16 protein-coding genes are annotated in these 20,586 nt (G+C 59.0%); 13 read left to right on the top strand and 3 right to left on the bottom strand.

Translation table 11 applies throughout. From position 1 onward, the window contains the following. Positions 1 to 93 precede the first annotated feature (93 nt). Together NKI01_RS00080 and NKI01_RS00075 are read right to left on the bottom strand one after the other, a co-directional pair. Positions 94 to 906, bottom strand: a complete 813-nt coding sequence (locus NKI01_RS00080) for an SGNH/GDSL hydrolase family protein (protein WP_352908373.1) — start codon at positions 904 to 906, stop codon at positions 94 to 96. Between the two features lie 282 nt (positions 907 to 1,188). Further along, complete coding sequence (locus tag NKI01_RS00075; RefSeq protein WP_352494617.1) at positions 1,189 to 3,027, bottom strand: carbamoyltransferase family protein; 1,839 nt, start codon at positions 3,025 to 3,027, stop codon at positions 1,189 to 1,191. A 525-nt stretch (positions 3,028 to 3,552) separates the two neighbouring features. Here NKI01_RS00075 and NKI01_RS00070 point away from each other — a divergent pair. The 8 genes from NKI01_RS00070 (at position 3,553) to NKI01_RS00035 (ending at position 13,829) form a co-directional block, all read left to right on the top strand. After that, on the top strand, positions 3,553 to 5,358 hold the full coding sequence (locus tag NKI01_RS00070) for an ABC transporter ATP-binding protein (RefSeq protein ID WP_051409617.1): 1,806 nt from the start codon (positions 3,553 to 3,555) through the stop codon (positions 5,356 to 5,358). Positions 5,359 to 5,423: 65 nt separating this feature from the next. Then, positions 5,424 to 6,536, top strand: a complete 1,113-nt coding sequence (locus NKI01_RS00065) for a glycosyltransferase family 9 protein (RefSeq protein ID WP_156948029.1) — start codon at positions 5,424 to 5,426, stop codon at positions 6,534 to 6,536. Between the two features lie 161 nt (positions 6,537 to 6,697). Then, positions 6,698 to 7,732 (top strand): glycosyltransferase family 9 protein, encoded by a 1,035-nt coding sequence (locus NKI01_RS00060; protein WP_352494619.1) that lies wholly within the window; start codon positions 6,698 to 6,700, stop codon positions 7,730 to 7,732. Next, positions 7,722 to 8,894, top strand: a complete 1,173-nt coding sequence (locus NKI01_RS00055; protein WP_352494620.1) for a glycosyltransferase family 9 protein — start codon at positions 7,722 to 7,724, stop codon at positions 8,892 to 8,894. Before NKI01_RS00060 ends, NKI01_RS00055 begins: the two co-directional genes overlap by 11 nt. Before the next feature lie 183 nt (positions 8,895 to 9,077). Beyond that, entirely contained in the window at positions 9,078 to 10,112 is a 1,035-nt protein-coding gene (locus NKI01_RS00050) for a hypothetical protein (RefSeq protein ID WP_352855923.1), read from the top strand. Positions 10,113 to 10,114: 2 nt separating this feature from the next. Next, positions 10,115 to 10,969 carry a sulfotransferase domain-containing protein gene (locus NKI01_RS00045; protein WP_353040565.1) on the top strand — a complete coding sequence of 285 codons (855 nt, stop codon included), beginning with the start codon at positions 10,115 to 10,117 and terminating at the stop codon, positions 10,967 to 10,969. A 349-nt stretch (positions 10,970 to 11,318) separates the two neighbouring features. Next, entirely contained in the window at positions 11,319 to 13,061 is a 1,743-nt protein-coding gene (asnB, locus tag NKI01_RS00040; RefSeq protein ID WP_352961450.1) for an asparagine synthase (glutamine-hydrolyzing), read from the top strand. 72 nt (positions 13,062 to 13,133) lie between these two features. Further along, the gene (locus NKI01_RS00035) at positions 13,134 to 13,829 is read left to right on the top strand and encodes a sulfotransferase family protein (protein WP_023717684.1); all 696 of its coding nucleotides are present in this window, start codon (positions 13,134 to 13,136) and stop codon (positions 13,827 to 13,829) included. Positions 13,830 to 13,847: 18 nt separating this feature from the next. Here NKI01_RS00035 and NKI01_RS00030 read toward each other — a convergent pair whose 3' ends face one another. Then, complete coding sequence (locus NKI01_RS00030; protein WP_023717683.1) at positions 13,848 to 14,762, bottom strand: sulfotransferase family protein; 915 nt, start codon at positions 14,760 to 14,762, stop codon at positions 13,848 to 13,850. Positions 14,763 to 15,271: 509 nt separating this feature from the next. Between NKI01_RS00030 and NKI01_RS00025 the strand changes: the two genes are divergently transcribed. The 5 genes from NKI01_RS00025 (at position 15,272) to NKI01_RS00005 (ending at position 20,200) form a co-directional block, all read left to right on the top strand. Next, on the top strand, positions 15,272 to 15,913 hold the full coding sequence (locus NKI01_RS00025) for a sulfotransferase family protein (RefSeq protein WP_023717682.1): 642 nt from the start codon (positions 15,272 to 15,274) through the stop codon (positions 15,911 to 15,913). A 98-nt stretch (positions 15,914 to 16,011) separates the two neighbouring features. Then, on the top strand, positions 16,012 to 17,181 hold the full coding sequence (locus tag NKI01_RS00020; RefSeq protein ID WP_051409615.1) for a glycosyltransferase family 4 protein: 1,170 nt from the start codon (positions 16,012 to 16,014) through the stop codon (positions 17,179 to 17,181). A gap of 113 nt (positions 17,182 to 17,294) precedes the next feature. Further along, positions 17,295 to 18,086, top strand: a complete 792-nt coding sequence (locus tag NKI01_RS00015) for a glycosyltransferase family 2 protein (RefSeq protein WP_352961447.1) — start codon at positions 17,295 to 17,297, stop codon at positions 18,084 to 18,086. A gap of 89 nt (positions 18,087 to 18,175) precedes the next feature. After that, the gene (locus NKI01_RS00010) at positions 18,176 to 18,898 is read left to right on the top strand and encodes an LPS glycosyltransferase (protein ID WP_023717679.1); all 723 of its coding nucleotides are present in this window, start codon (positions 18,176 to 18,178) and stop codon (positions 18,896 to 18,898) included. A 264-nt stretch (positions 18,899 to 19,162) separates the two neighbouring features. Beyond that, positions 19,163 to 20,200: a phosphatidylglycerol lysyltransferase domain-containing protein gene (locus tag NKI01_RS00005; RefSeq protein WP_023717678.1), complete on the top strand. Its 1,038-nt coding sequence runs from the start codon at positions 19,163 to 19,165 to the stop codon at positions 20,198 to 20,200. Positions 20,201 to 20,586: the final 386 nt, after the last annotated feature.

The following is a 20,586-nucleotide window of genomic DNA, read 5'->3' as shown; positions in this document are numbered from 1 at the left end:
CCAATGCTATTGCGGCTACAACCAGCAAAGCAGCGGATGTCCAAAAAAATATACTATTCATGAAAAACATTCATAGTTTTTCTCTCGTATACGTCAGTATATTAGAGGTTTCTCTTTGGAAAAGTTCAGAAGACCCTGTTCCATAATCGCGTTGGCAACAATCCTGGCAGCAGAATCCGCTCCCTTCTCGGTGAAATGCACCTCGTCGTAATAATTTCTATCCAAAGTCTCGCTGCGTTGGCAAAGGTAAGGCAACGATCCATGGAGATCAACGACCGAGGCGCCGGTTCGCTTGGCTATGTCTTCCACAATGCGTCTGTGTTCCCAAACCGCGTTTGCAGCGGGATCGATTGGGTCTTCCTGCCGATAATTGGGGTTTACGAAGAGAACCGAGGCTCCGGCTGCCTTTGCGAGGACGACCAGTGCACTAAAGTTCGCACGAAACGCGTCTGGTGGATTGTGCGCAATGTGCTTCGAATTTCGACGTCCATCGCCTCGACGTCGAACAATGTTCCCGACATACGCGGTCGCCAGATTTTGCCGTCTTTTGAACCAACCCGAAAGCCCGCCACCTGACGGTGGCTCGAACCAGGAGCAGGAATACTGGTTGTAGTCTCGAGACAGTCCTTCCAGTCGGCGAGGATGAACATCATTGTGGGTATAGTAGTATACGATAAGATTAGGTGACAATGGTGCTACGTGGAAAAGAAGTCTCAAAACGTTCTCGACCGAGGTATATCCGCCAACTCCTGCGTTGACGATGTCAATTTCGACTCCCGGTTTCAGATCCCTCAGGTATTCGCCCAGCCGGTGCGGATAAGTACGGCTATCGTCTTCTATTCCGGTACAATAAGTAGACGATTCTCCCATACAGACAACTCTTAGACATTGCTCCGGCTTCGGCATGGCGGTTTCCGGGCCCCGGAAGCCCAGGCTATTGTGTCTCGATCTGCCGTTGCCCGAGTGCCACACAGGATTCAGCTCATATAGGGTATAGGGGTTTGGCCGAACCAAAGGTGTCGGGCAACCAGCCCATTTGGCAATCAAGCCTGGGAAACCGATCTGGAGCAGCGCCCTATCGCCTAGAAGCATAATGAGGCCTTTGCGCAAAGTGCGCCGCGCTCTCCAAAGTTGCTTTTTAACCACGTTCATCTCGACACCATGTAGCAACGCCTTTCGTGCGCGTGCTCAATCGGGCTCAAACTCACCGCGGTAGTCCATTGCGAGGGCGGAATCCTGCTTCGGCTTATGGAGAACGCAGTTACCAGCCACCAGCACGTCCAGATCCGTTCCCATGAAGCAGCGAAAAGCATCCGTCGGGGAACATACGATCGGCTCGCTGCGCACATTGAAACTGGTGTTCACCAAGACAGGACAGCCGGTAAGCGCTTCAAACCGGGTGATCAACGCGTGGTATAGCGGGTTGGTCTCGACGTGCACCGTCTGAATCCTGGCCGAATAGTCGACATGCGTGACGGCAGGAATCTCGGACCGACGGACGTTCAGCTTGTCTATTCCGAACATAGCGGCCTCGGATGCAGTCATCGCGCGGTGACGGCTCTGCTTAACCGGAGCAACGAGGAGCATATAAGGCGATTCACCCTCCAGATCGAACCAGTCCGACACATGTGCCGACAGGACTGAGGGGGCGAACGGACGAAAACTCTCGCGAAACTTGACCTTGAGATTGAGCGTCTTCTGCATATGGTCCGACCGCGGATCTGCAAGGATGGATCTGTTGCCAAGCGCCCGTGGTCCGAATTCCATCCTGCCCTGGAACCACCCCACCGCCTTGCCGTCGGCCAGCGCCGCAGCCGTGGCATCGATCAGTTGGTCGGTTGGCATGACTTCGAAAACGGCTTTGGCTCGGCTGAGTTGCGCTTCGATCTCGCTCTGACCGAATTCCGGACCGAGATAACTCCCTTTCATGGAATCTTGCTTGGCTATAACCCGCTCACCGCCGAGTTTAAGATGCCAGGCGGCGAGTGCGGCCCCAAGCGAGCCTCCGGCATCGCCGGCTGCGGGCTGAACCCAGATTCTCTTGAAGGCACCATCTCTGAGCACTTTGCCGTTCGCCACGCAGTTAAGCGCCACACCGCCGGCCATGCACAGATTGGGAATTGCAAAATCTCGTGCCAAGCTGCGGGTCAGCCGAAGAACGATCTCATCGGCGACGCCTTGGATGGACGCGGCAACGTCCATGTGAAAATCAGTTAACGGATCGGTATCAGGGCGCCTTACCGGCTGTCCGAAGAGGCTGGCGAACCGTGCGTTCGTCATTTTCAGTCCAGTGGCATACGCGAAATAGCTTTGGTCGAGACGGAAGGTTCCGTCCTCCTTCAGGTCGACCAGCTTTTCCAGGATCAGCGATTTGAACCGAGGCACACCATAGGGGGCCAGCCCCATCACCTTGTATTCGCCACTGTTTATCTTGAAGCCGAGATAATAACAGAACGCTGCGTATAGAAGCCCGAGCGAATGCGGAAACCGCAATTCCCGCACGACATCGAGAGTTGCGCCCCTGCCGATCGCAACTGTCGTGGTTGCTTTCTCGCCAACGCCGTCGAGAGTCAAAACCACAGCTTCGTTAAAGGGCGACGGGAAAAACGCGCTGGCCGCGTGGCTCACGTGGTGTTCGGAAAAAAGGATCCGGGATGGATCCTTGAAGCCGCGGTCGATTCTGCGGAGTTCGTCGAAAATGATCCTCTTCTGAAATAATTTTCCCGTCAGCCAAGCGGGCATCGCCTTTCGGAATGAATCGAATCCGCTAGGAGCGGCGTCGAGATAGGTTTCAAGCAGACGCGAAAATTTTAGCAGCGGCTTTTCATAGAATACGACGTAGTCCACATCCTTCAGCAAGACACCGCCGGTCTGCAAAACGGACCGAATGGCGTTTGAGGGGAAGCGTTCGTCGGCTTTTCGACGGGTGAACCGCTCCTCCTGGGCCGCCGAAATGATGGCGCCGTCGACGACGAGGGAGGCCGCGCTGTCGTGGTAGAAAGCCGATATGCCCAATATATTGGTCATAATATTGTCTTCAAAACTGATTGGTCATCGAGTTCAAATCGTTCTTGGTTCTTCGTTCAATCCAAAATGTATCATTGGAATGCGTTCTTTGGAGCCGTCGGCAGATCACTCTGACCAACCGGCGTGCAAATCCGACGGGAAATACCACCCCAAAGAACGTCGATGCACACACCAAGTCGGAAAACCAACCATTGGTCGCAGCCCTCTTGGAGGGCACGTTGTGAATGTCAGACACTATTTTCGCCCACCACGAGAATGCACCCAAGCTATTGGCAAACGATTGAGCCGAAGGAACAAAGCTTGTCAAGGACGCGGCGTATCACCGAGCCGATTGAGCCCGTGCGGCAGCCTTGACGGTCGCCATTCAATGAGTCGGGTTCGGCATTGACTGCGGCTCCGAACGAAGCCACAGACATGGAATAGGATATGAACTATCGCGGATGCTCAAGCGGCGTCCCGAAATCGTGCGGGTCGGCAGAGAGCAGAGGCCCTCCGGTACCAACGCACATCGCATCGGGAAATGGAATGAGCGCAAAGAGACGAATTTCGGCGGTGCTGGCATACCCGCTGGTTAAGCGTCTGATCATCGAGAACCTGCCGCCGCACAAAACGCTGTATCTCGCCGGTTTGCTGTGTTCGATCGCCGTTGCGGCGACGACCGCCGCGTCGGCTTGGATCATGAGCACCATGGTCAATAGCATCTATGTGGAACGCAACGCTGCCGCCGCATGGGGTATCAGCGCCGTAATCATCGGCATTTTCCTGGTTAAGGGCATAGCCGCCTATTGCCAGACCATCACGACGGGAAAGATTCGCCGGGCTATCGTCTCGGACCTGCAAAACCGCCAGTTTTCTCGAATGGTGCGTTTCGACATCGGTCGTTTCGCCAATCAGCATCCGGCGAAATTCGTCTCCAAGATCATGTTCAACGCGCGCGCCGGGTCATCCGTTATTCTGACGCTCACGAGCAGCACCGTCTCCGATGTGCTGACGCTGATTGGCCTGGCAAGCGTCATGGTCAAGCAGGATCCGATGATGTCGCTGATATCCGTGGCGGTTCTGCCGCTGCTGTTCCTGTCGGTGGGCGCCATAACCAGGAAGCTCAAGGCGCTGGCAAGGGGCGAGACGGAGTTGGCTGCACTGGTCCAGTCGATCGGCACGGAAGCCGTCGAAGGTATCCGGACCATCAAGTCCTTTCAGCTCGAAGACAAGGCGGTCGCCAGCTTCGCAAAGGCCGTCGGCAAGATGGAAAGGCGCGGCATCCAGATAAACCGGACGTCAGCGTTGATGAGTCCGTTGATGGAGACCGGCGGCGGCGTGATCATCGGGCTGTTCGTCATTTATGCCAGTTGGCAGACCCTCGGCAACGGCAAGACCCCGGGCGAGTTCATGGCCTTCATAACCGCCTTTCTGCTTGCCTATGAGCCCGCCAAGCGGCTGGCCCGCGTCAATGTCGATATCCAGAAGCAGATGGTGGCGGTTGAGCAGATGTATGATTTGATCGATACGCCCGAGCAGCGACAACTCGCAACCGCCGGCGAGCGCCTCACCGATGTCGAGGGCGGTATCCGTTTTGAAGATGTGGCCTTCTCCTACGAAGGCAACAGCCCGGCGCTGCACGGCGTTTCCTTCGAGGTACGGCCCCGTGAGAAGCTGGCGATCGTCGGCCGCTCCGGCGCCGGCAAGACCACCATCGTCAATCTGATCCTGCGCCTCATTGAGCCGGACAAGGGCCGGATCCTCATCGACGGAAAGGACATTTCCAAGATCGGCCTCGCCGACGTTCGCGACAATATCGCACTGGTGTCACAGGATGTCTTCCTGTTCGAAGGCTCGATCCGCGACAACATCCGCGACGGACGCCCGGGCGCCACCGATCAGGAAATCGAGTCCGCGGCGGACCTCGCCCGGGTCACCAGCTTTTCCTCCAGCCTTGAAAACGGGCTCGACACTCTTGTCGGGCCGAGTGGCACCAACCTGTCGGGCGGGCAGAAACAACGCGTCGCCATCGCGCGCGCGCTGCTCAAGAATGCTCCGGTAATCGTCTATGATGAAGCAACGTCCGCGCTTGACGGCGAAAACGAACGGGCGGTCATGGAGGCTGCTTTCGACGATGCATTCGAGCGCACGGTGATCTGCATTGCGCACAGGCTTTCAACCATCAAGGCAGCCGATCGCATCCTGGTGTTTGACGCTGGCATTCTGGCGGACGCCGGGACTCATGACGAGCTTGCCAGGCGCAGCGAAATTTATCGCTCGATCTTTCACCTGGAGGCGTCCGGCCCGATCGTCGAGGGCAGCAAGCAGCTGCGGCAAAGCGTTTTGCGCTGACGGCGATGACCAGTTTTTATCACGGTTCCTATGTCAGGTATGTGATTGCTGGGATAGGCCTGCGATTGCGCCGATACACAAAGGCCGCGCGGACATTGTTTGCCGGCTCCAAGCCTCATTCCGTTCTTGAGCTGCAGGCCAAGGCCGACGCGCTGATCGCGCGCAGGGACTGGACAGGCCTTGAAGCAAGTATCAATGAAATGGCCATCATGGCTGACCGTTCCCGCAACGCCGAGCTGATGCAGAAGGCAGGACAGGCCTTCGAACGGCTGGGCAACTTCGCCCGGGCGGCCGAGCTACGGCTTACCGCTCGCCGGCTGCGGAAGGGGAAAAATGCCAACGAGTGGACCGGGGAGAACCTCGGTTCGGATACACTGCTGATCGATCTTGTGGAGGATGACCCGCGCAGCCTTGGCCGGGTTATCCGCCACGCGCGACTGGCCGGCGCCGCCGCTGCCTATGCGCAAAGTGCAACAATTCGGGCAGAGCCGCGGCTCATATCAATTCTGCAGCGAACGTTCCCGAAGGCGACCGTGGTCCCGGCGCAGCAGGATGTGATCGGCGACAAACATGCGACCTTCGAAGATCTCGCCTGGGTGTTCGGACGCGATGCCGAGAAACTTGCCGCCGACTTCGTGCCGCTGCGAGCAGATCCTGGGCTCGTCGAGACATTCCGCAAGCATTATCGCTCGATCACGGATCTGCCGCTGGTCGGCCTCTCCTGGGGTAGCAAATCCCACACCAAGGACGTGCCTGACTTCCCCGAATGGGCACGGTTCATCGCCCAGACACAAGCGACATTCGTTTCGCTTCAGTACGGACAGATCAAGCCGGCGCTGCGGCGCCTGCGCAATGGCAATGACGCGCGTCTTATCTATGACGACAGCGTTGACCAGATGGTCGATATGGACCGGTTCGCTGCACAGGTCGCAGCGCTCGATGCCGTCGTGACGATCAGCAACACGGCGGCTCATCTATCCGGAGCACTTGGTATTCCGACTATTTTCCTGATCGACGACAATTTTCAGACGGCGTGGCCAGTCATCGGCGATCGAACGCCTTGGTATCCGAAGGGCGTCGTCATTCGTAAGGAAGGGCGCGCGTGGTCGGTGGTGCTCGACGAGGTTGGTCAAAGACTCTCGTCGATCTTGACGACGCATTCCGACGCTGCCTGTTGAGGATCGCCGTGCCGAACAGACGATCCGTCCTTCAAAAAGCAAAAGCTGCGGACCTGCGCCCGCAAGCAGGCGCGGGCAAGCGGCTACAGACGCTTTTTGATCGAGCAAAGGAACTTCTTAAACGGCCCTCGCGTCATGCCGACGAAAGCGTCGAACGGCATATGAGGCTGATGGCGGAGAGCGTCGAGCGAAGCGACTGGAAGGCGGCCCGGGACCATGCGCTGGCACTCGGCCTGCTCGGTGAGCAGCTTGGCGATCGCGGGCTTGTCAAGAAAGCCGGGCGTGGGCTCAGACGTCTCGGCGGCGGAAACCGTGCCTGGCAGTTGATTGCGTCGAGCAAGCAAATGCCAGGCAGGCCCGAATGGGATGGCAGTGATCTTGCGGGTCGCAGGCTTGCCGTCGAGCGCCGCGAAGGCGACCTTGCGATTTTCCTTCAGTTCGCGTCGTTGCTTGGCCCGGTGGTCGCGGCTGCCGAGCGATGCATCGTCTCGGTCGAGCCGCGACTGGTGCCACTCTATCGCCGAACATATCCTGCGCTCGATCTCAGGCTGGAGGAACAGGGGGAGGTGGCGGCGGTGGACGCCGATGTCTTCGCCTGCTTCGAGACACTGGCGAAGCACTTCTGGCCGGATGAACCGGCAGCACGCGCGCCCTTCGTCCCGTTGGAGCCGGACCGCCGATTGGTCGCCGAGTTGCGCAGCACCTACCTCGATCGCGGCCCCGGTCCTCTGATCGGCTTTGCCTGGGGAAGCCTGAACAAGGCCAAGGACCTGCCGGCCCTGGACGATTGGCGGGCGTTGCTCGGCAGCCTGCCGGGACGTTTCGTCAGCCTGCAATATGGCGATGTCGGGCCGGCGCTCTCCGAGTTCGAGCACTGGGTGCCGGGACGCATCATCCATGACGCTTCCGTCGACCAGTTGTCGGATATGGACCGCTTTGCCGCGCAAATCGCTGCGCTCGATGCCGTGGTGACGATCAGCAATACCGGCGCCAATCTGGCGGGGGCGCTTGGCGTCCCAACGGTCGTCATGCTCGACGACGGGTTTCGGCTGTCGTGGCCCGCCTTCGGCGAGACCGTGGCCACATATCCAAGCGTTCGACTGGTCAGAAAAGGCGGCCAGGCATGGGCGTCCGCAATGCAGGAAGCAGGTGGACGGATCAGGCAAATCATCAGTGGAGTTGCTGATGGCCGATAGCCGATTTCTTCTCCGGTTCCGCCGCGCTATCGCGCTTGCCGGCTACAAATACAAGGTTTGGTTCCGCAGTCATCGGCGGCAGCTTTTCCTTCGCTGGCGTGACGGCGATATTGCCGATCAGATGGCGGATTATCGGCGAAGCATCGAGGCGCGCGATTGGTCGGCCGCGCTGCCGAAAGCCCTGGCGCTAGCATCGATCGCGAAGTCGAGGGGCGAGGTACATCTGCTCGACGAGCTCGGCAAGGCGCTGATGCGGATGGGCGCTTACGGCCCGGCGGCCGAACTCAAGATCGCCCGGCGCCATATCGTTGAAGGCCGTGTCGAGCGTGAGTGGCTCGGCCAGGATGTCTCGGGCCAGGTACTGCTCGTCGACCTGATGGAGACCGAGAAGCAGGGGCTGGCCACCGCGATCCATCATGCGAGTTCCGTCGGCCGCGCGCTCGCCCGCGCCGCACGATTGATCGTGCTCGTCGAGCATCGGTTGGTGCCGTTGTTTCAGCGGACATTTCCCATTGCCGATGTGCGGGCTGTCGGTCCCGGGAACAAGGCCGCCTACGCCGAGGCGCAGGCCTTTGCCGGCGTCCAGCATCTGACTGCTGTGTTCGAAACCAATGAGGCGACGATCCGGGAGCATTTCGTCCCGCTTAAACCGGATCCGGCGCGGGTCGCTGAACTTCGCGCCCGCTACAGCGAGGACGGCCGGCCGCTGGTCGGCGTCGCATGGGGCAGCTCCAATCCCGGCAAGGACCTGCCGCCGCTGGCGGCGTGGCGTCCCCTGCTTGGCCGACAGGACCTTCGGTTCGTTTCGCTCCAATATGGCCGGACCGAGTCAGACCTGAAAATCTTGACCGATGGCGACCCGACACGTGTGTTGCACGACCCTACCGTGGATCAGCTTGTCGACATGGACATGTTCGCCGCGCAGGTTGCAGCGATGGACGCCGTCGTAACCATCAGCAACACCGGGGCCCACCTGGCGGGCGCCCTCGGCGTCCCGTCGGTCTTCATCCTTGGTGACGGCTTCAAACGTTCGTGGCCAGTGGAGGGCGACCGCACGCCCTACTATCCTTCGGCCGTGCTGGTCTCAAAGCGCGAACGGCCCTGGGCCGACGTGATGGACGAGGCGCGACACCACATGTGCTCACTCATCGCCTCTAGTTGACTCCGCCACGCCTGGCATCGCGAATGCACTAGGAAGGCCACAGCAGCCAAGTGGTCAAGGGCCTTTTTTTACGGCGAGAACGCTGTAAACTGCCGGCTGGCGGCTGGTTCAAGACTTGGAGGGCGATGCATATCTTTGGGTAGGTCGGGGAACAAGTCGGCTTCTCTTATCAGCGAAGACTTTGTGCAGCGGCTCCTCGCGGTGTACAGGCTTGTGCATCCAGGAAACCTGTTCAGGCGGGGGCGTATCTACGCTCGCGGCAGGGCAGAGACGAGGACGGTCTACTTCGTCCCACACAATCGCAACAATGTTCGCCTGCTGGCTGATGCGGCTCAACTTCTGGTCGACGGCGGCATTCAATGCGTATTCGCGCATATTGACGGATTGAAACGCGGCGGCGTCGCACGCCCTGAACTAACCGCCCGGGGAATGTCGCATATCAGCTTTGCTGAGCTCAAGCGGACGATCAGACCCTGCGACATGCTGGTGACTGGAAATGACTATGCACCGCAATTTTTTAGGCGGTTCATAGATTCTATCAACTTCGGAATGGTCCGTGTGGTCGGCCTCATCGGAGGTGCGAGACTGCTGCAGCCGCATCGATTTGTGAGAGCTGACTACATCCTGTCGATGGGACCGGCAGCGCTGCAGCAACGACGACAACCGACCTACATTGTCGGCTCCCCGGTAATTGAGCGTGCCGTCGAAAACGCGGGCGCCAGGCACGATGAAGGGCTTTTCGTGCTGGTGAACTTCAAGGGGGAGATCGAAGACCTCGCAGACCGCCAATCGATTGAAGCGGTGGCAGCCGCATGTGCGAAACTCGGCCTTGCCCATGTCGTTAGTGTCCATCCCACGATGTTCGCAAAAGTCGACATGCCGAACAAATCGCCCGTAGACTTCGCACAACTGCTCCCGGACGCCCTGGCGCTAGTAACTCGCCCAAGCACCACGGTTTACGAAGCGATCGCCTGCGGCATTCCGGTGGTGCTCTTTCCGCTGGTTTCGCCGATGGTCGAGTTCGACAGTCCTATGGGCGCTTTCAAACCAACATGGTCGGAGCATCAACTCGTCGACGATATCCTTGCTGCGGTCAGGTCAAGACCGACCTATTTTGAGCAAAGCCGGGACTTCCTCAATGCCAATCTGTCGATTGATCCAAAGATGCCAGCTTCGCAACGGATCGCCAATGCTTTGATCGATATTTACAACCGCTGATTTTGCGCAATCAAAGTGCTCGCAATCGGAGGCCTAAGTTGAGATTGTTGTCCAACTTCTTTGCAAAAAGGCCGCCACTCCTTGTCGTCTCGTTTCCCAAGTCCGGGCGGACGTGGCTGCGCGTAATGCTTGACGATCTGGGCGTCAATGCGGCTTACACGCATGATGGTTCCGACCACAAGGAGCTGCGTGACATTGCACAGATCAGCACCGACAAATCACGCTACAAACGGCAGCGGATCCTATTTCTGACGCGAGACCCCCGCGACACTGTGGTGTCTGGATATTTTCAGGTTTGCAAACGCCATCAGCTGGGAGCAGGTCCGATAGGCGAATGTGTAAGGAGCCCCAAACACGGCGTCGAGAAGATTGCCCTTTTCAATCTGCAGTGGTTCGCAGCCGCAAGTTACATGCGAAAAATTGCGCTTCTGCGCTATGAAGATATGCAGCGGGATACAAACGACGCTTTGCGCAGTGTCGGAAACTTTGTGGGAAAGTCCTTCGACGAGTCCAACCTTGCTGATGTGGTCGTCAGTAGGTCGTTCAAACGAATGCAGCAATCTGAAATCTCAGGAGAACTGGGTGCGCGCTATGGCGGAAAATTGCGACCACGCAATCCTGACGACCCGGAAAGTTTCAAGGTTCGAAAAGGTAAGGTCGGTGGTTATTTGGACTACCTCAGCGTAGATGATGTAGCCTTCTGCGACAATGTACTTGCGCGGCTCGATTACTGGAAGCGGCTCGATGAGGCCTTCCTGCGGCATGGCATATCTTATATCGGCGACAGGGGCAGGTGTGAATTGATCCGATGCATCGGTTTGTCTGCGGATGCGGACATAGCGGCACGACGCCGATAGCTACGATTTTGCCTCATATGCCGATGCCTTTTTTGCCATCTAGGTTCTGCTCTCCGGTTCGAGAAGGCCGAGAAGCAGGTCTGGCTGGCCACAGCGATCCATCATGCGAGTTCTATCGGCCCGCGCGCTCGGCCCGGGCCGATCCCCAGATCACGGCCGCCTACGGCCCTGGGCCGAGGTGATGGACGAGGCGGAGAAGAACATGAGGCGCCTGCTCGAGGCCGCTCGAGCCTGACCGTACAAATCAGCAGGGCGGTTGAGCATCCAGGCAGTTTCCTATACTGGTCTGGCCCGGCTGGCGGAGCCGGCAAAAAGCTTTCGAACCGAAGATCTTCCTGCGGAGCCAATGATGTGCGGATTGTTCGGCGTCTATCGTGCCGAGGGCTTTTCGCCCGACGATATCCATCGTGCCGACCAGGCCCGCGACACGCTTGTGCACCGCGGCCCGAATTATGGCGGCGCACGTGTCACCAGCGATCTCTATCACGGGTTTCGGCGCCTCAGCATTATCGACCTCTCGGCGGCAGGCAATCAGCCCATGGTCAGCGCCGACGGGAAGTTCGCGATCACGGTCAATGGTGAGATCTACAACTATCGCGAGCTCCGCGCCGATCTGATTGCCAAAGGCTGCGTATTCGCCTCGCAGTCCGATTCCGAAGTTGTGCTGCATGGCTATCGGGTGTGGGGGCTCGAAGGGCTCTGCGAGAAGCTGGACGGCATGTATGCGGCCGTGATCCATGACGGGGAACGCCGCAAGCTGCATGCGATCCGCGACCGGCCGGGCATGAAGCCGTTCTTCTACTTCCATTCGGGACGCCGATTTGCCTGGGCGTCGGAACTGAAAGCGCTGCAGACCTGGCTCGGCGACGATCTGCCGCCGATCGACGAGACGGCTGTCCTGGACTATCTCGCATGCCGCTATATTCCAGCGCCCAAAAGCCTTTACCGCAATATCTTCAAACTTCCGGCCGCAAGTCGGCTGACATTCGATCTGGAAACCGGCCGCGTCGATGTCGGGCGTTACTGGACCATGCCTACCGAACTCCGCTCGGACAATGACGACCGCCTGGCCGACGGGCTGCGGGACCGCATGCAGGCGAGCGTTGCCGCTCACATGGTGAGCGATGTGCCGGTCGGCTATTTTCTCAGTGGCGGCATAGACTCGGCGGTTGTCCTGTCGCATGCCGTTGCGGTGAACCCCACGGCAAAGGCGTTTTCGATCGGCTTCGAAGATCCGAGATTTGACGAGAGCGCGCAGGCGGCCAAGGTCGCGGCGCTGTTCGGCGCCGAACACGCGATCCGGATCCTGCAGCCGACAGAGCTCGATGACGTCTTCGACCGCACGCGGGAATGGTATGACGAGCCGCTTTCCGACAAGGCCGCCATCCCGGCGTTTCGTGTCTGCGAATTTGCCAGCCGCGACAGGACCGTCGTGCTGACGGGCGATGGCGGGGACGAGCTTTTCGGCGGCTATCGCTCATACAAGCGGTTTAGCGGCATTCGCAGGAAGCAACGTTTCGTCCCGTTCGGTTCACAGAGCGGGTGGCGCCTGAAGGACCGCAATTTGCGCCTGATCACCACGCGTGACCCGGTCGAGCTCTCCATCGCCATTGGCTCCGGCAGAACGAGATGGCAGCGCGACGTCTATCGCGAACGCCTTGCCATCGCTGCTGACTATGATGAACTCGCCCATCTCAGGGCGTGGTGGAAGCCGGAACTCGGACCGTTGCGCAGCCTGCAATATCTCGATTTTCATACCAGTCTGCCCAACAATATCCTGACCAAGGTCGATCGGTTGAGCATGTCGGTTTCGCTCGAAGCGCGTATCCCGTTCCTGTCGCGAACGATGATCGAATATGCGTTCAGCCTGCCGGAGTCGTTTCTTTACAAGGATGGCCAGCTTAAGGGCGGGCTTAAATACGCATATCGCAATGTTTTGCCGGCAAGCACGCTCAAACGTAAGAAGCAGGGATTTGGTCTTCCACAAAGCTGGAAGCGAACGGCCGTGGCTTCGCAATCCGAGGAAAGCTATCAGGAGGCGGTATTGTCCGGTTTCCTGAAAGGCGCCAAGTTTTCGAATGCCTCCGCATAGCCACCCTCAAGGCTGCCAGCATTTCTTTTTTGCCGTGACGGAGCGGGGTCGGGCCATGGGAGCACTGCCGACATGGTGATGCGGACCGGATTCATATGCGGCTGCGGTCATAGCGGCACGACGTTGATCGCGACGATCCTCGCAGCCCATCCCGACGTCTACCTGCCGTTCCAGGAAACCAATGTCTTCTTCAAATGGACGCCGCTGGCGATGTTTCGCTATTGGAAGCTGAAGCGCGCGGCGCGCGGTGCCGGAAAGACCTTGCTGCTTGAAAAAACGCCGCGGCATATCCGTCGCGTCGGCCGTATTCGCCGCCTCGTGCCCGGGGCGCGTTTCGTGATGCCGGTGCGGGACGGGCGCGACGTCGTGGCGTCATTGGCCAAGCGTCTTGGCGATCCAAGGGAGGCGCTCGACCGCTGGATCGGCGACAATGCGCTCGTTCTCGCCGAACAAGGACAGCCGGATGTACTGATCTATCGCTACGAGGATCTGGTCGAGGATCCGGCCAAGATCGTCGAGCGCATCTGCGGCTTTCTCAACCTGCCCTTCAGCCCGGACCTGCTCGACTATCACAGGAAGCCGCAGCAATGGTTCAAGCCGGCCGAAGTCGAACTTGAGAAGCAACATACTGCACTCCGCAACCAGCAGGTCAATCAGCCGATCTATGACGGGCGCGGACGATGGAAGACCGACCTTGGTCAGCAGGAATTGGCGGAGCTTACCGAGGGCCGTGGGAAGCCCCTGATGCAGGCTTTCGGGTACCTTTGAGCGATACGCCCGATATTTTCACTCTGGAAGCGCGCGCGGATAGCCAAACTGATCGAAGTCGCGCTCATATGCGCGATAGATGGAATCCGCCAGTTCTGGCGTGAAGTAGTCGGCAAGCCTGCGACGCGAGGAGGTGTGCAGGGGCGGCATCGCCGCGCGCCGCATATCGTCGCCTGCACCGACATGATCGAGAACCCGTTCGAAATCCTTTGCGAAAGTCTCGGTCTTGCCGATGAGGTCGAACGCAACTCCTGGAACTTCGACAATGTCGCTTTGCCTCTGCCAATGTTTGTCGATGCGCCATGTGGACGTCTTGCAGGCAAAGGCGACGAAATCTGCAAAGGACAGGCTCTTGTCAGCGCCGACAGGCAGCGCCGGATCGGCCCGTTCGCGGTGGGCCAGATAGACCTCGACCCTGCCATAGCCAGGCACAAGGGGACGGTCGCGATATTGGTCGGCCCAGCACGACAACAGCCTGGTGTAGGGATTGCGAACGAAGGTAAATCGCAAGGCTTCAGCACTTGTCGCCATGTGGTGGAACTGCACGATGCCATGGCGAGGCGCCTGCAACCGTGACGCCTTTCGGTTGTGGACCTTCCAGTTCTGGTCGCTGCGCCACCCCGACACGGTGTCGTTGCCGATCATGGCTGCAAGGTTGCTTCGAATGCGGCTGCTGGCCGCCTTCGGCGTTGCCAGGTACAGGATCTTGAGTTGCGGGACCACGTCGATCAAGTCGTCCGGCAGGTATGCGGTTGCCACGGCCCTGCGGTAGAAGGCGAGGGCTTCCGGATGCGCCCAGGCAAGAAACGGCTCCCTGACTACGTCGCGAAGGCTTTGCAGCCGTGGCCGCAACGAGCGCTCGAGGCGACGGAATGCGCCGAGCTGGGGTTTGCCCGGCACGACATTATCGGGCGAAACATGGCTGGTCGTCATCGGCAAAAACCCTCGCCTTGAAATCAGTCTACCTGTCGTGGCATAGGCCTGTAAGCAGGCAGACTGTCTTTACCGCATTGCCCTATCCAAGGCTGGCTTACGGCGCTTAATAGACCGCGAAGAAACTCCCGCCAAGTTCGAAAGCTCAATTGAGGTGGATAGAGGCATCGCGCGTCGCACGGGCTTGTCACAGCACGACCAACGCTTCCGGCCCTGGTGCAGGACAATGATCGCCTTTTGTGCTGCGATGTTTTTCCGGGGGTGGGAAGGCGTTAGACAACGCAAATGTTCCGCCAAATTTTTTACATTCAATCTCTAACTTGGCAGCGTCGACAGACTTACGCTATACGCCGCGGTGGGCACGGTAAACGGGGGACGAAACCACTCACGGATCGAGCTCGAATGTGCTGAAACGATTTCGGAAAATCAAAACAAAGGTTGGCCGAACGGTCGCCAAAAGGACCATACCGGCTTCTCCGTTTTACAAGCGATACCCGTATGGCGGCAAATTGACGATACTGACCGCCGATCGGCAAGGATTGTTTGATCCCGATCACGGATTTTTCTACAATCGCATTGCGAAGTCGGCCAACTCTACGGTCACAATAAACTTGGCCCAGCTTAAATTTCGCGAAAAGTTCCAGCTCGCCGGCGCGAAGAAACAATTGCTGCAGAGCGACACCCTGTTGCGTCCGTCGCAATTGACCGTCGATCAGGTTGATTCGATTTCGAACGTGTTCGCGTTCACGTTTGTGCGGAATCCCTACAGCCGCGTGCTGTCGGCCTATTTGGATAAGGTCGCGACGGGAAAGAAAAACATCGGTAAGCGCGGCAATATCCCGACTTTCTGTGAATTTTGTGATCTCCTGGAAGATGGCTGGCTGTATGCGGACCTCCATTGGGCTCCGCAGACATCGTCGCTTGTCATGCCCACGTCCGAGTTTGATTTTATCGGTCGTGTCGAAAATTTCGCCGAGGACTTCCAAAAGGTGTGGGATCGGATCAGTGGCGGCAGGCAAATCAGCAACACCATCCACCGCAGCCAAAGCCGAACGGATGCGACGAGCAAGGCCGACGATTACTATGATAAGAGATCGCGCGGGATCGTCTCTAGCCTCTATGCCGAGGATTTTGAGGCTTTCGGCTACTGACGGCAATGCGCGGCTTCTGCTCGGCGGCGCACAGTCTACCTCAGGAAAACGACACTCCAGTCGATCATGTGCAAATCTTCACGGCGTAGCGAGGTCAAATGGCTCTGTCTCAGCATGATCGGCAGGTCCAAGCCGAACCGACAGTGCCGATCCTGTTCGTGCGCCAGCGTTATGCGCCTTTCGGTGGAGGCGAGATCATGCTGGAAAACATCATGGCCGCGTTCGCGGCGCGTCAGCGGCCGGTGGCCGTGCTCTCCGGCGACTGGCCGCGTAATGAAGGGATAGAGTTCATCCATTGCGCCGGCCGCCGCTTTCCGCGTTCGCTGCGGGCGACGTCCTTTGCTCAAGCCGCCTGCCGCAAGATCGCCGAGATGCCACGGGCGCTGGTGCAGAGCAACGATCGCCTCCCGTGCTGCGATGTCTTCCGGGCCGGGGAGGGCGTTCATGCCGCCTATCTTGCCGAGCGGCGGCGTTTCCAGACGCGGCTTGGCAGGGCGGCAATGGCGCTGAGCCCTTTTCACCGCCAGACGCTGCGCCTCGAGCGCGCAACCTATGCCAGCCCACGGCTCAAAGCTGTCATTGCGATTTCGAAAATGGTCGCAGACGACATTGTCCGTCACTACGATTATCCGGCGGAAAATGTGCACCATATCCCCAACGGCGTGGACCTCGACCGCTTCAATCCGCAACTGCGCCAACAGCATCGGACCGCGGTCCGCGCGCGGCTCGACGTCGACGATAACAGGTCGGTCGTCCTGTTTGTCGGCTCGGGCTTTGCGCGAAAGGGGCTTCTTGCACTGATGAGGGCTGTCGCCAGGCTCGATGGCGAGCCGGAATTGTGGGTCGTCGGCCACGATTCGCGCGCCAACGCCTTCAGGCAGGCTGGTGACAGGCTGGGTCTCGGCGCAAGGCTCAAGATGCTGGGGCCGCAAAAGGACATGTTGCCGTGGTACGGCGCGGCCGATATTGCCGTGCTGCCTTCCATCTATGATCCTTTCGGCACAGTGGTGATCGAGGCCATGGCCAGCGGCTTGCCCGCTGTGGTAAGCACCGGCTGCGGAGCGCGCGAGCTTGTCGAGCGGTTCGAGCCGACGCTTGTTTGCGACGCGGCCAGCGAAAGCGACCTCGCTGCAGGGCTCGCGCACGCGCTGCAGTTGTCGTCACGATGTGAGACCGCGACCCGGGTGAGAGCGGCGGCCGAGCATTATGATTTCAACGTCATGATAAAGCGAATGATGGCGCTGTATGAAAGCCTTGATCTGAAATGATTTTCGACTTTGTTGGATTAGGTTAGTACCCTCAGTGCGCTAACAGGCCGGGAGCCGATGCTGCAGATACATTCGAATGACAGCGGCAGCTTTGATGCCGGAACCTTCTGACCGTGCCGGTGCTCTCGGTCGTTATCATCACCCGCAATGAGGAGGCGTCCATCGCGCGCTGCCTTCGTTCGGTGGATTTTGCCGACGAAATCGTCGTTCTAGACAATGACAGCAGCGACAGAACCAAGGACATTGCCGGTGATCTCGGAGCCAAGGTTTTGATGACCCTTGATTGGCCCGGTTTCGGCGCGCAAAAAAACCGTGCGCTTGCCGCGGCAACGGGGGATTGGATCCTTTCGCTGGATGCCGATGAGTGGGTGGAGGCGCCGCTCGGTGCGGAAATCAGGGCCGCAATCGCCGACCCAAAAGGCTATGACGGCTTCGAAATACCGAGAAGATCGCGCTTTTGCGGGCATATTGTCCGCCATGGCGGCTGGTCACCCGATCTGGTGCTCAGGCTATTTCGTCACCGCTCCGGGCGCTTCAGCGACGATACCGTGCACGAGAAAGTAGTGGTGAACGGGAAGGTCGGGCGATTGTCCCAGCCGATCGAGCACGACTCCATCGCCGACCTGGCGGATGCCCACGACAAGATTGGCCGGTACGCCGAAGCGTCCGCCGCGCGGCTGCTTGCCGAGGGCAAAAAAAGCTCGATAGGCAAGGCGGTTTTGCGCTCTGTCTGGGCTTATATGCGCAGCTATGTTTTCCGGCTGGGATTTCTGGACGGTTCCACTGGGGCGATGGTTGCCGCTTATTCCGCCAGCTACACCTATCAGAAATGGGCGCGTGTGGCATTGGGGAGCGAGGCCAATTCCACCCGAACCAGCAAGACCGAGGCCAGGACAAATCTGTGAGAAACCGGCTTGGGCGACCGCCATTGTTGCCGAGCCATCGCCAACTAGTTAGTGTACGACCGTTTAAATCGAAAGCCAGGGTAGTGAATATGACTGATGCGTTTAGGGTATTTATCGGATGGGACAGCCGTGAGCCGATCGCGTACGACGTCGCGCGCCACTCGCTGCTCAAACATGCGTCGGCGCCTGTCTCCGTCATTCCGATCAAGCAGGACGAGATGCGTAGCCGCGGGCTGTACTGGCGGGAAAAAGACCCGCTCGCCTCAACGGAGTTCACCTACACGCGCTTTCTGACGCCCTTTCTCGCCGGCTACACGGGTTGGGCCCTGTTTTGCGATTGCGATTTCCTGTGGCTCGGTGACGTCGCAGGCCTGCTGAAATATACGGACTCGGAAAAGGCGGTCTATTGCGTCCAGCATGACTATACGCCGAAGGCCACGACCAAGATGGATGGCGTGGTCCAGACATCCTATCCTCGGAAAAACTGGTCGTCGTTGATGCTGTTCAATTGCGCGCATCCCTCGGTCAAATCGCTCACGCCAGAGGTCGTGAACCAGGAAAGTGGCGCCTATCTTCACCGAATGCAGTGGGTTGCCGACGAAGATCTGGGCTCATTGCCGGTAGAGTGGAATTGGCTCGAAGGCTGGAACGAAAAGCCTGCTGTCGGCACACCTAAGGCGGTCCACTATACGAGCGGCGGCCCGTGGTTTGCCGAGTGGCAGAATGTCGACTATGCCGATTTGTGGATAGCAGAACGCGACGAATTCCTGGCTTCAGATCAAGCACAATCTTCTCAGAGCGCAGTTCGATAAGCGCCATCGTGTTTGGCAGGTGAGCGCTTCCGAAGTGGAATCGATTTCGTGTCGCGAAGAGCGCAGCAACCAGCCGTCAGACGCTGGGCGTCGACAACAATGCGTGGTGCCGCCTTGGGGCGGGACCGGGGGCGGATTGTGCCTAAATCTGGCGGTTCCGGCCGGATAAGATGCCGCACCAGGTAAGGATCAGCTCGCGGCAATATGATCGGTCTGGGGTCCGTCAGCTCTTTCATCGGCCTAGCCGGCACGCGAAAGTCGACCATGCCGTCATTGCGAAGACGCCTCGATCGTTTTTTGGAAAACCGCGGGCCTAAAATACCGCGGCTGCAGCTGAACCATGTCGAGCGCCTGGCGCTGGTCCGTCGCCATGGTGATTTTTCCCTTGCCTATTCGGCCGCCGTGCAGAAGGGGCTTCATTACTTCGGCGATGCCCAGGGCTACATCGCTTACGGCAGCAAAACGCGACATCATTTCGCGCTCGGTGACCCAATGGCTGCCCCGGCCGATCGGCGCGACTATATCAAACGTTTCGTCGAGGTTGCAGGCAGCCCGTGGTTCGTGCAGATCGGCGAACAGACGGCGCGCGTGCTTGCCGGGCTTGGCTATCAGGTCAACCGCCTTGGCGTCGACACCAGGCTTGTCCTGCCCGGCCACGACTTTTCCGGAAGGCGCAATGAGACAGTGCGCTATTCCGAACGTTGGCTCTTGAGGAAGGGGTTTTCCTTTGCGGAGGACAACGGGACCGTCTTCCTCGACGAGATTGCCAGGCTCTCCCAGAACTGGCGGGCAGACCGCATCGTCAAGCGCTGGGAGATGAGGTTTCTCAACAGGCCCTTTGCCGATCACCTTGGCATCGACATGCGCCGCTTCGTCCTGCACGGTCCGGATGGAGAGCTCGTGGCCTTGCTGGATTTCGATCCGCTGTTCAGTGACGGCAAGGTCATCGGCTACACCACCTCGTTCAAGCGCAAGCACATCGATGCCTCGGCGCATGCCGAGATCGGCCTGACCAAATTTGCGGTCGACCGCTTTCGCAACGAAGGTGTTTCCGTCGTTACCCTCGGCCTGTCGCCGCTGGTCGAAATCGGACCCAGCGGTTTTGTCGAAAGCGATTTCTGGCGGTGCGCTTTCCAGCGCGCCTATGAATCGCCGTGGGTCAATCGCACCCGCTTCAACCTGCAGGGGCAGGCGGCCTTCAAGCGCCGGTTCCACGGTGTCGAAGAGCCGACCTATCTCGCCTTTCGCAAGGGGACCTTTTTCGAGGCGCTTTCTCTGCTCCGGCTGATCAGGGCCGTCTAGTGCCTGGTGGATGGGGCTCGTCGTCTCCCAGTATGTCGACCTCACACCGGCCAGGCTTGGTTGTTTAGGTGGGAAAGGAAGGCCGCGGCGGGATGCAAAAGACCGGCCGCGAAGCGCCGGACGGTTCTTGCTGTCGTCCCCAGTCCCGCCGGGGCACTTTTGGTAGCCCGAGAACGGCTCCGCATCAGCGCCAAGGGGTCGGATTCACGGTTGCTGCAGCGTACCGCCAGGAATAACGAGGGTACCTTGGCCTGGCCTTGAGTATCTGAAGCCTATGAAGAACAAAGCGACGATGATCAAAAGTTGTGTGCGTCAAGTTCTGCAAAAATGGCGTGGCAGTAGCTGTGACGTCGGCGTGTCCGCCGCGCAGCCCCCGTGTTTAGCGG

It is taken from the genome of Mesorhizobium sp. M0815 (assembly GCF_040319995.1).
Lineage (GTDB): Bacteria > Pseudomonadota > Alphaproteobacteria > Rhizobiales > Rhizobiaceae > Mesorhizobium.
Note: the sequence above shows the minus strand (reverse complement) of the source record. Positions and strands in the feature narration are given on the sequence as shown.

Coding starts and splice junctions, on each gene's coding strand:
- NKI01_RS00010 (WP_023717679.1), top strand. CDS start 18,176: ATGACTGATGCGTTTAGGGTATTTATCGGATGGGACAGCCGTGAGCCG.
- NKI01_RS00030 (WP_023717683.1), bottom strand. CDS start 14,762: ATGACGACCAGCCATGTTTCGCCCGATAATGTCGTGCCGGGCAAACCC.
- NKI01_RS00080 (WP_352908373.1), bottom strand. CDS start 906: ATGCCGAAGCCGGAGCAATGTCTAAGAGTTGTCTGTATGGGAGAATCG.
- asnB (WP_352961450.1), top strand. CDS start 11,319: ATGTGCGGATTGTTCGGCGTCTATCGTGCCGAGGGCTTTTCGCCCGAC.
- NKI01_RS00055 (WP_352494620.1), top strand. CDS start 7,722: ATGGCCGATAGCCGATTTCTTCTCCGGTTCCGCCGCGCTATCGCGCTT.
- NKI01_RS00020 (WP_051409615.1), top strand. CDS start 16,012: ATGGCTCTGTCTCAGCATGATCGGCAGGTCCAAGCCGAACCGACAGTG.
- NKI01_RS00070 (WP_051409617.1), top strand. CDS start 3,553: ATGAGCGCAAAGAGACGAATTTCGGCGGTGCTGGCATACCCGCTGGTT.
- NKI01_RS00060 (WP_352494619.1), top strand. CDS start 6,698: ATGAGGCTGATGGCGGAGAGCGTCGAGCGAAGCGACTGGAAGGCGGCC.
- NKI01_RS00005 (WP_023717678.1), top strand. CDS start 19,163: ATGCCGTCATTGCGAAGACGCCTCGATCGTTTTTTGGAAAACCGCGGG.
- NKI01_RS00035 (WP_023717684.1), top strand. CDS start 13,134: ATGGTGATGCGGACCGGATTCATATGCGGCTGCGGTCATAGCGGCACG.
- NKI01_RS00075 (WP_352494617.1), bottom strand. CDS start 3,027: ATGACCAATATATTGGGCATATCGGCTTTCTACCACGACAGCGCGGCC.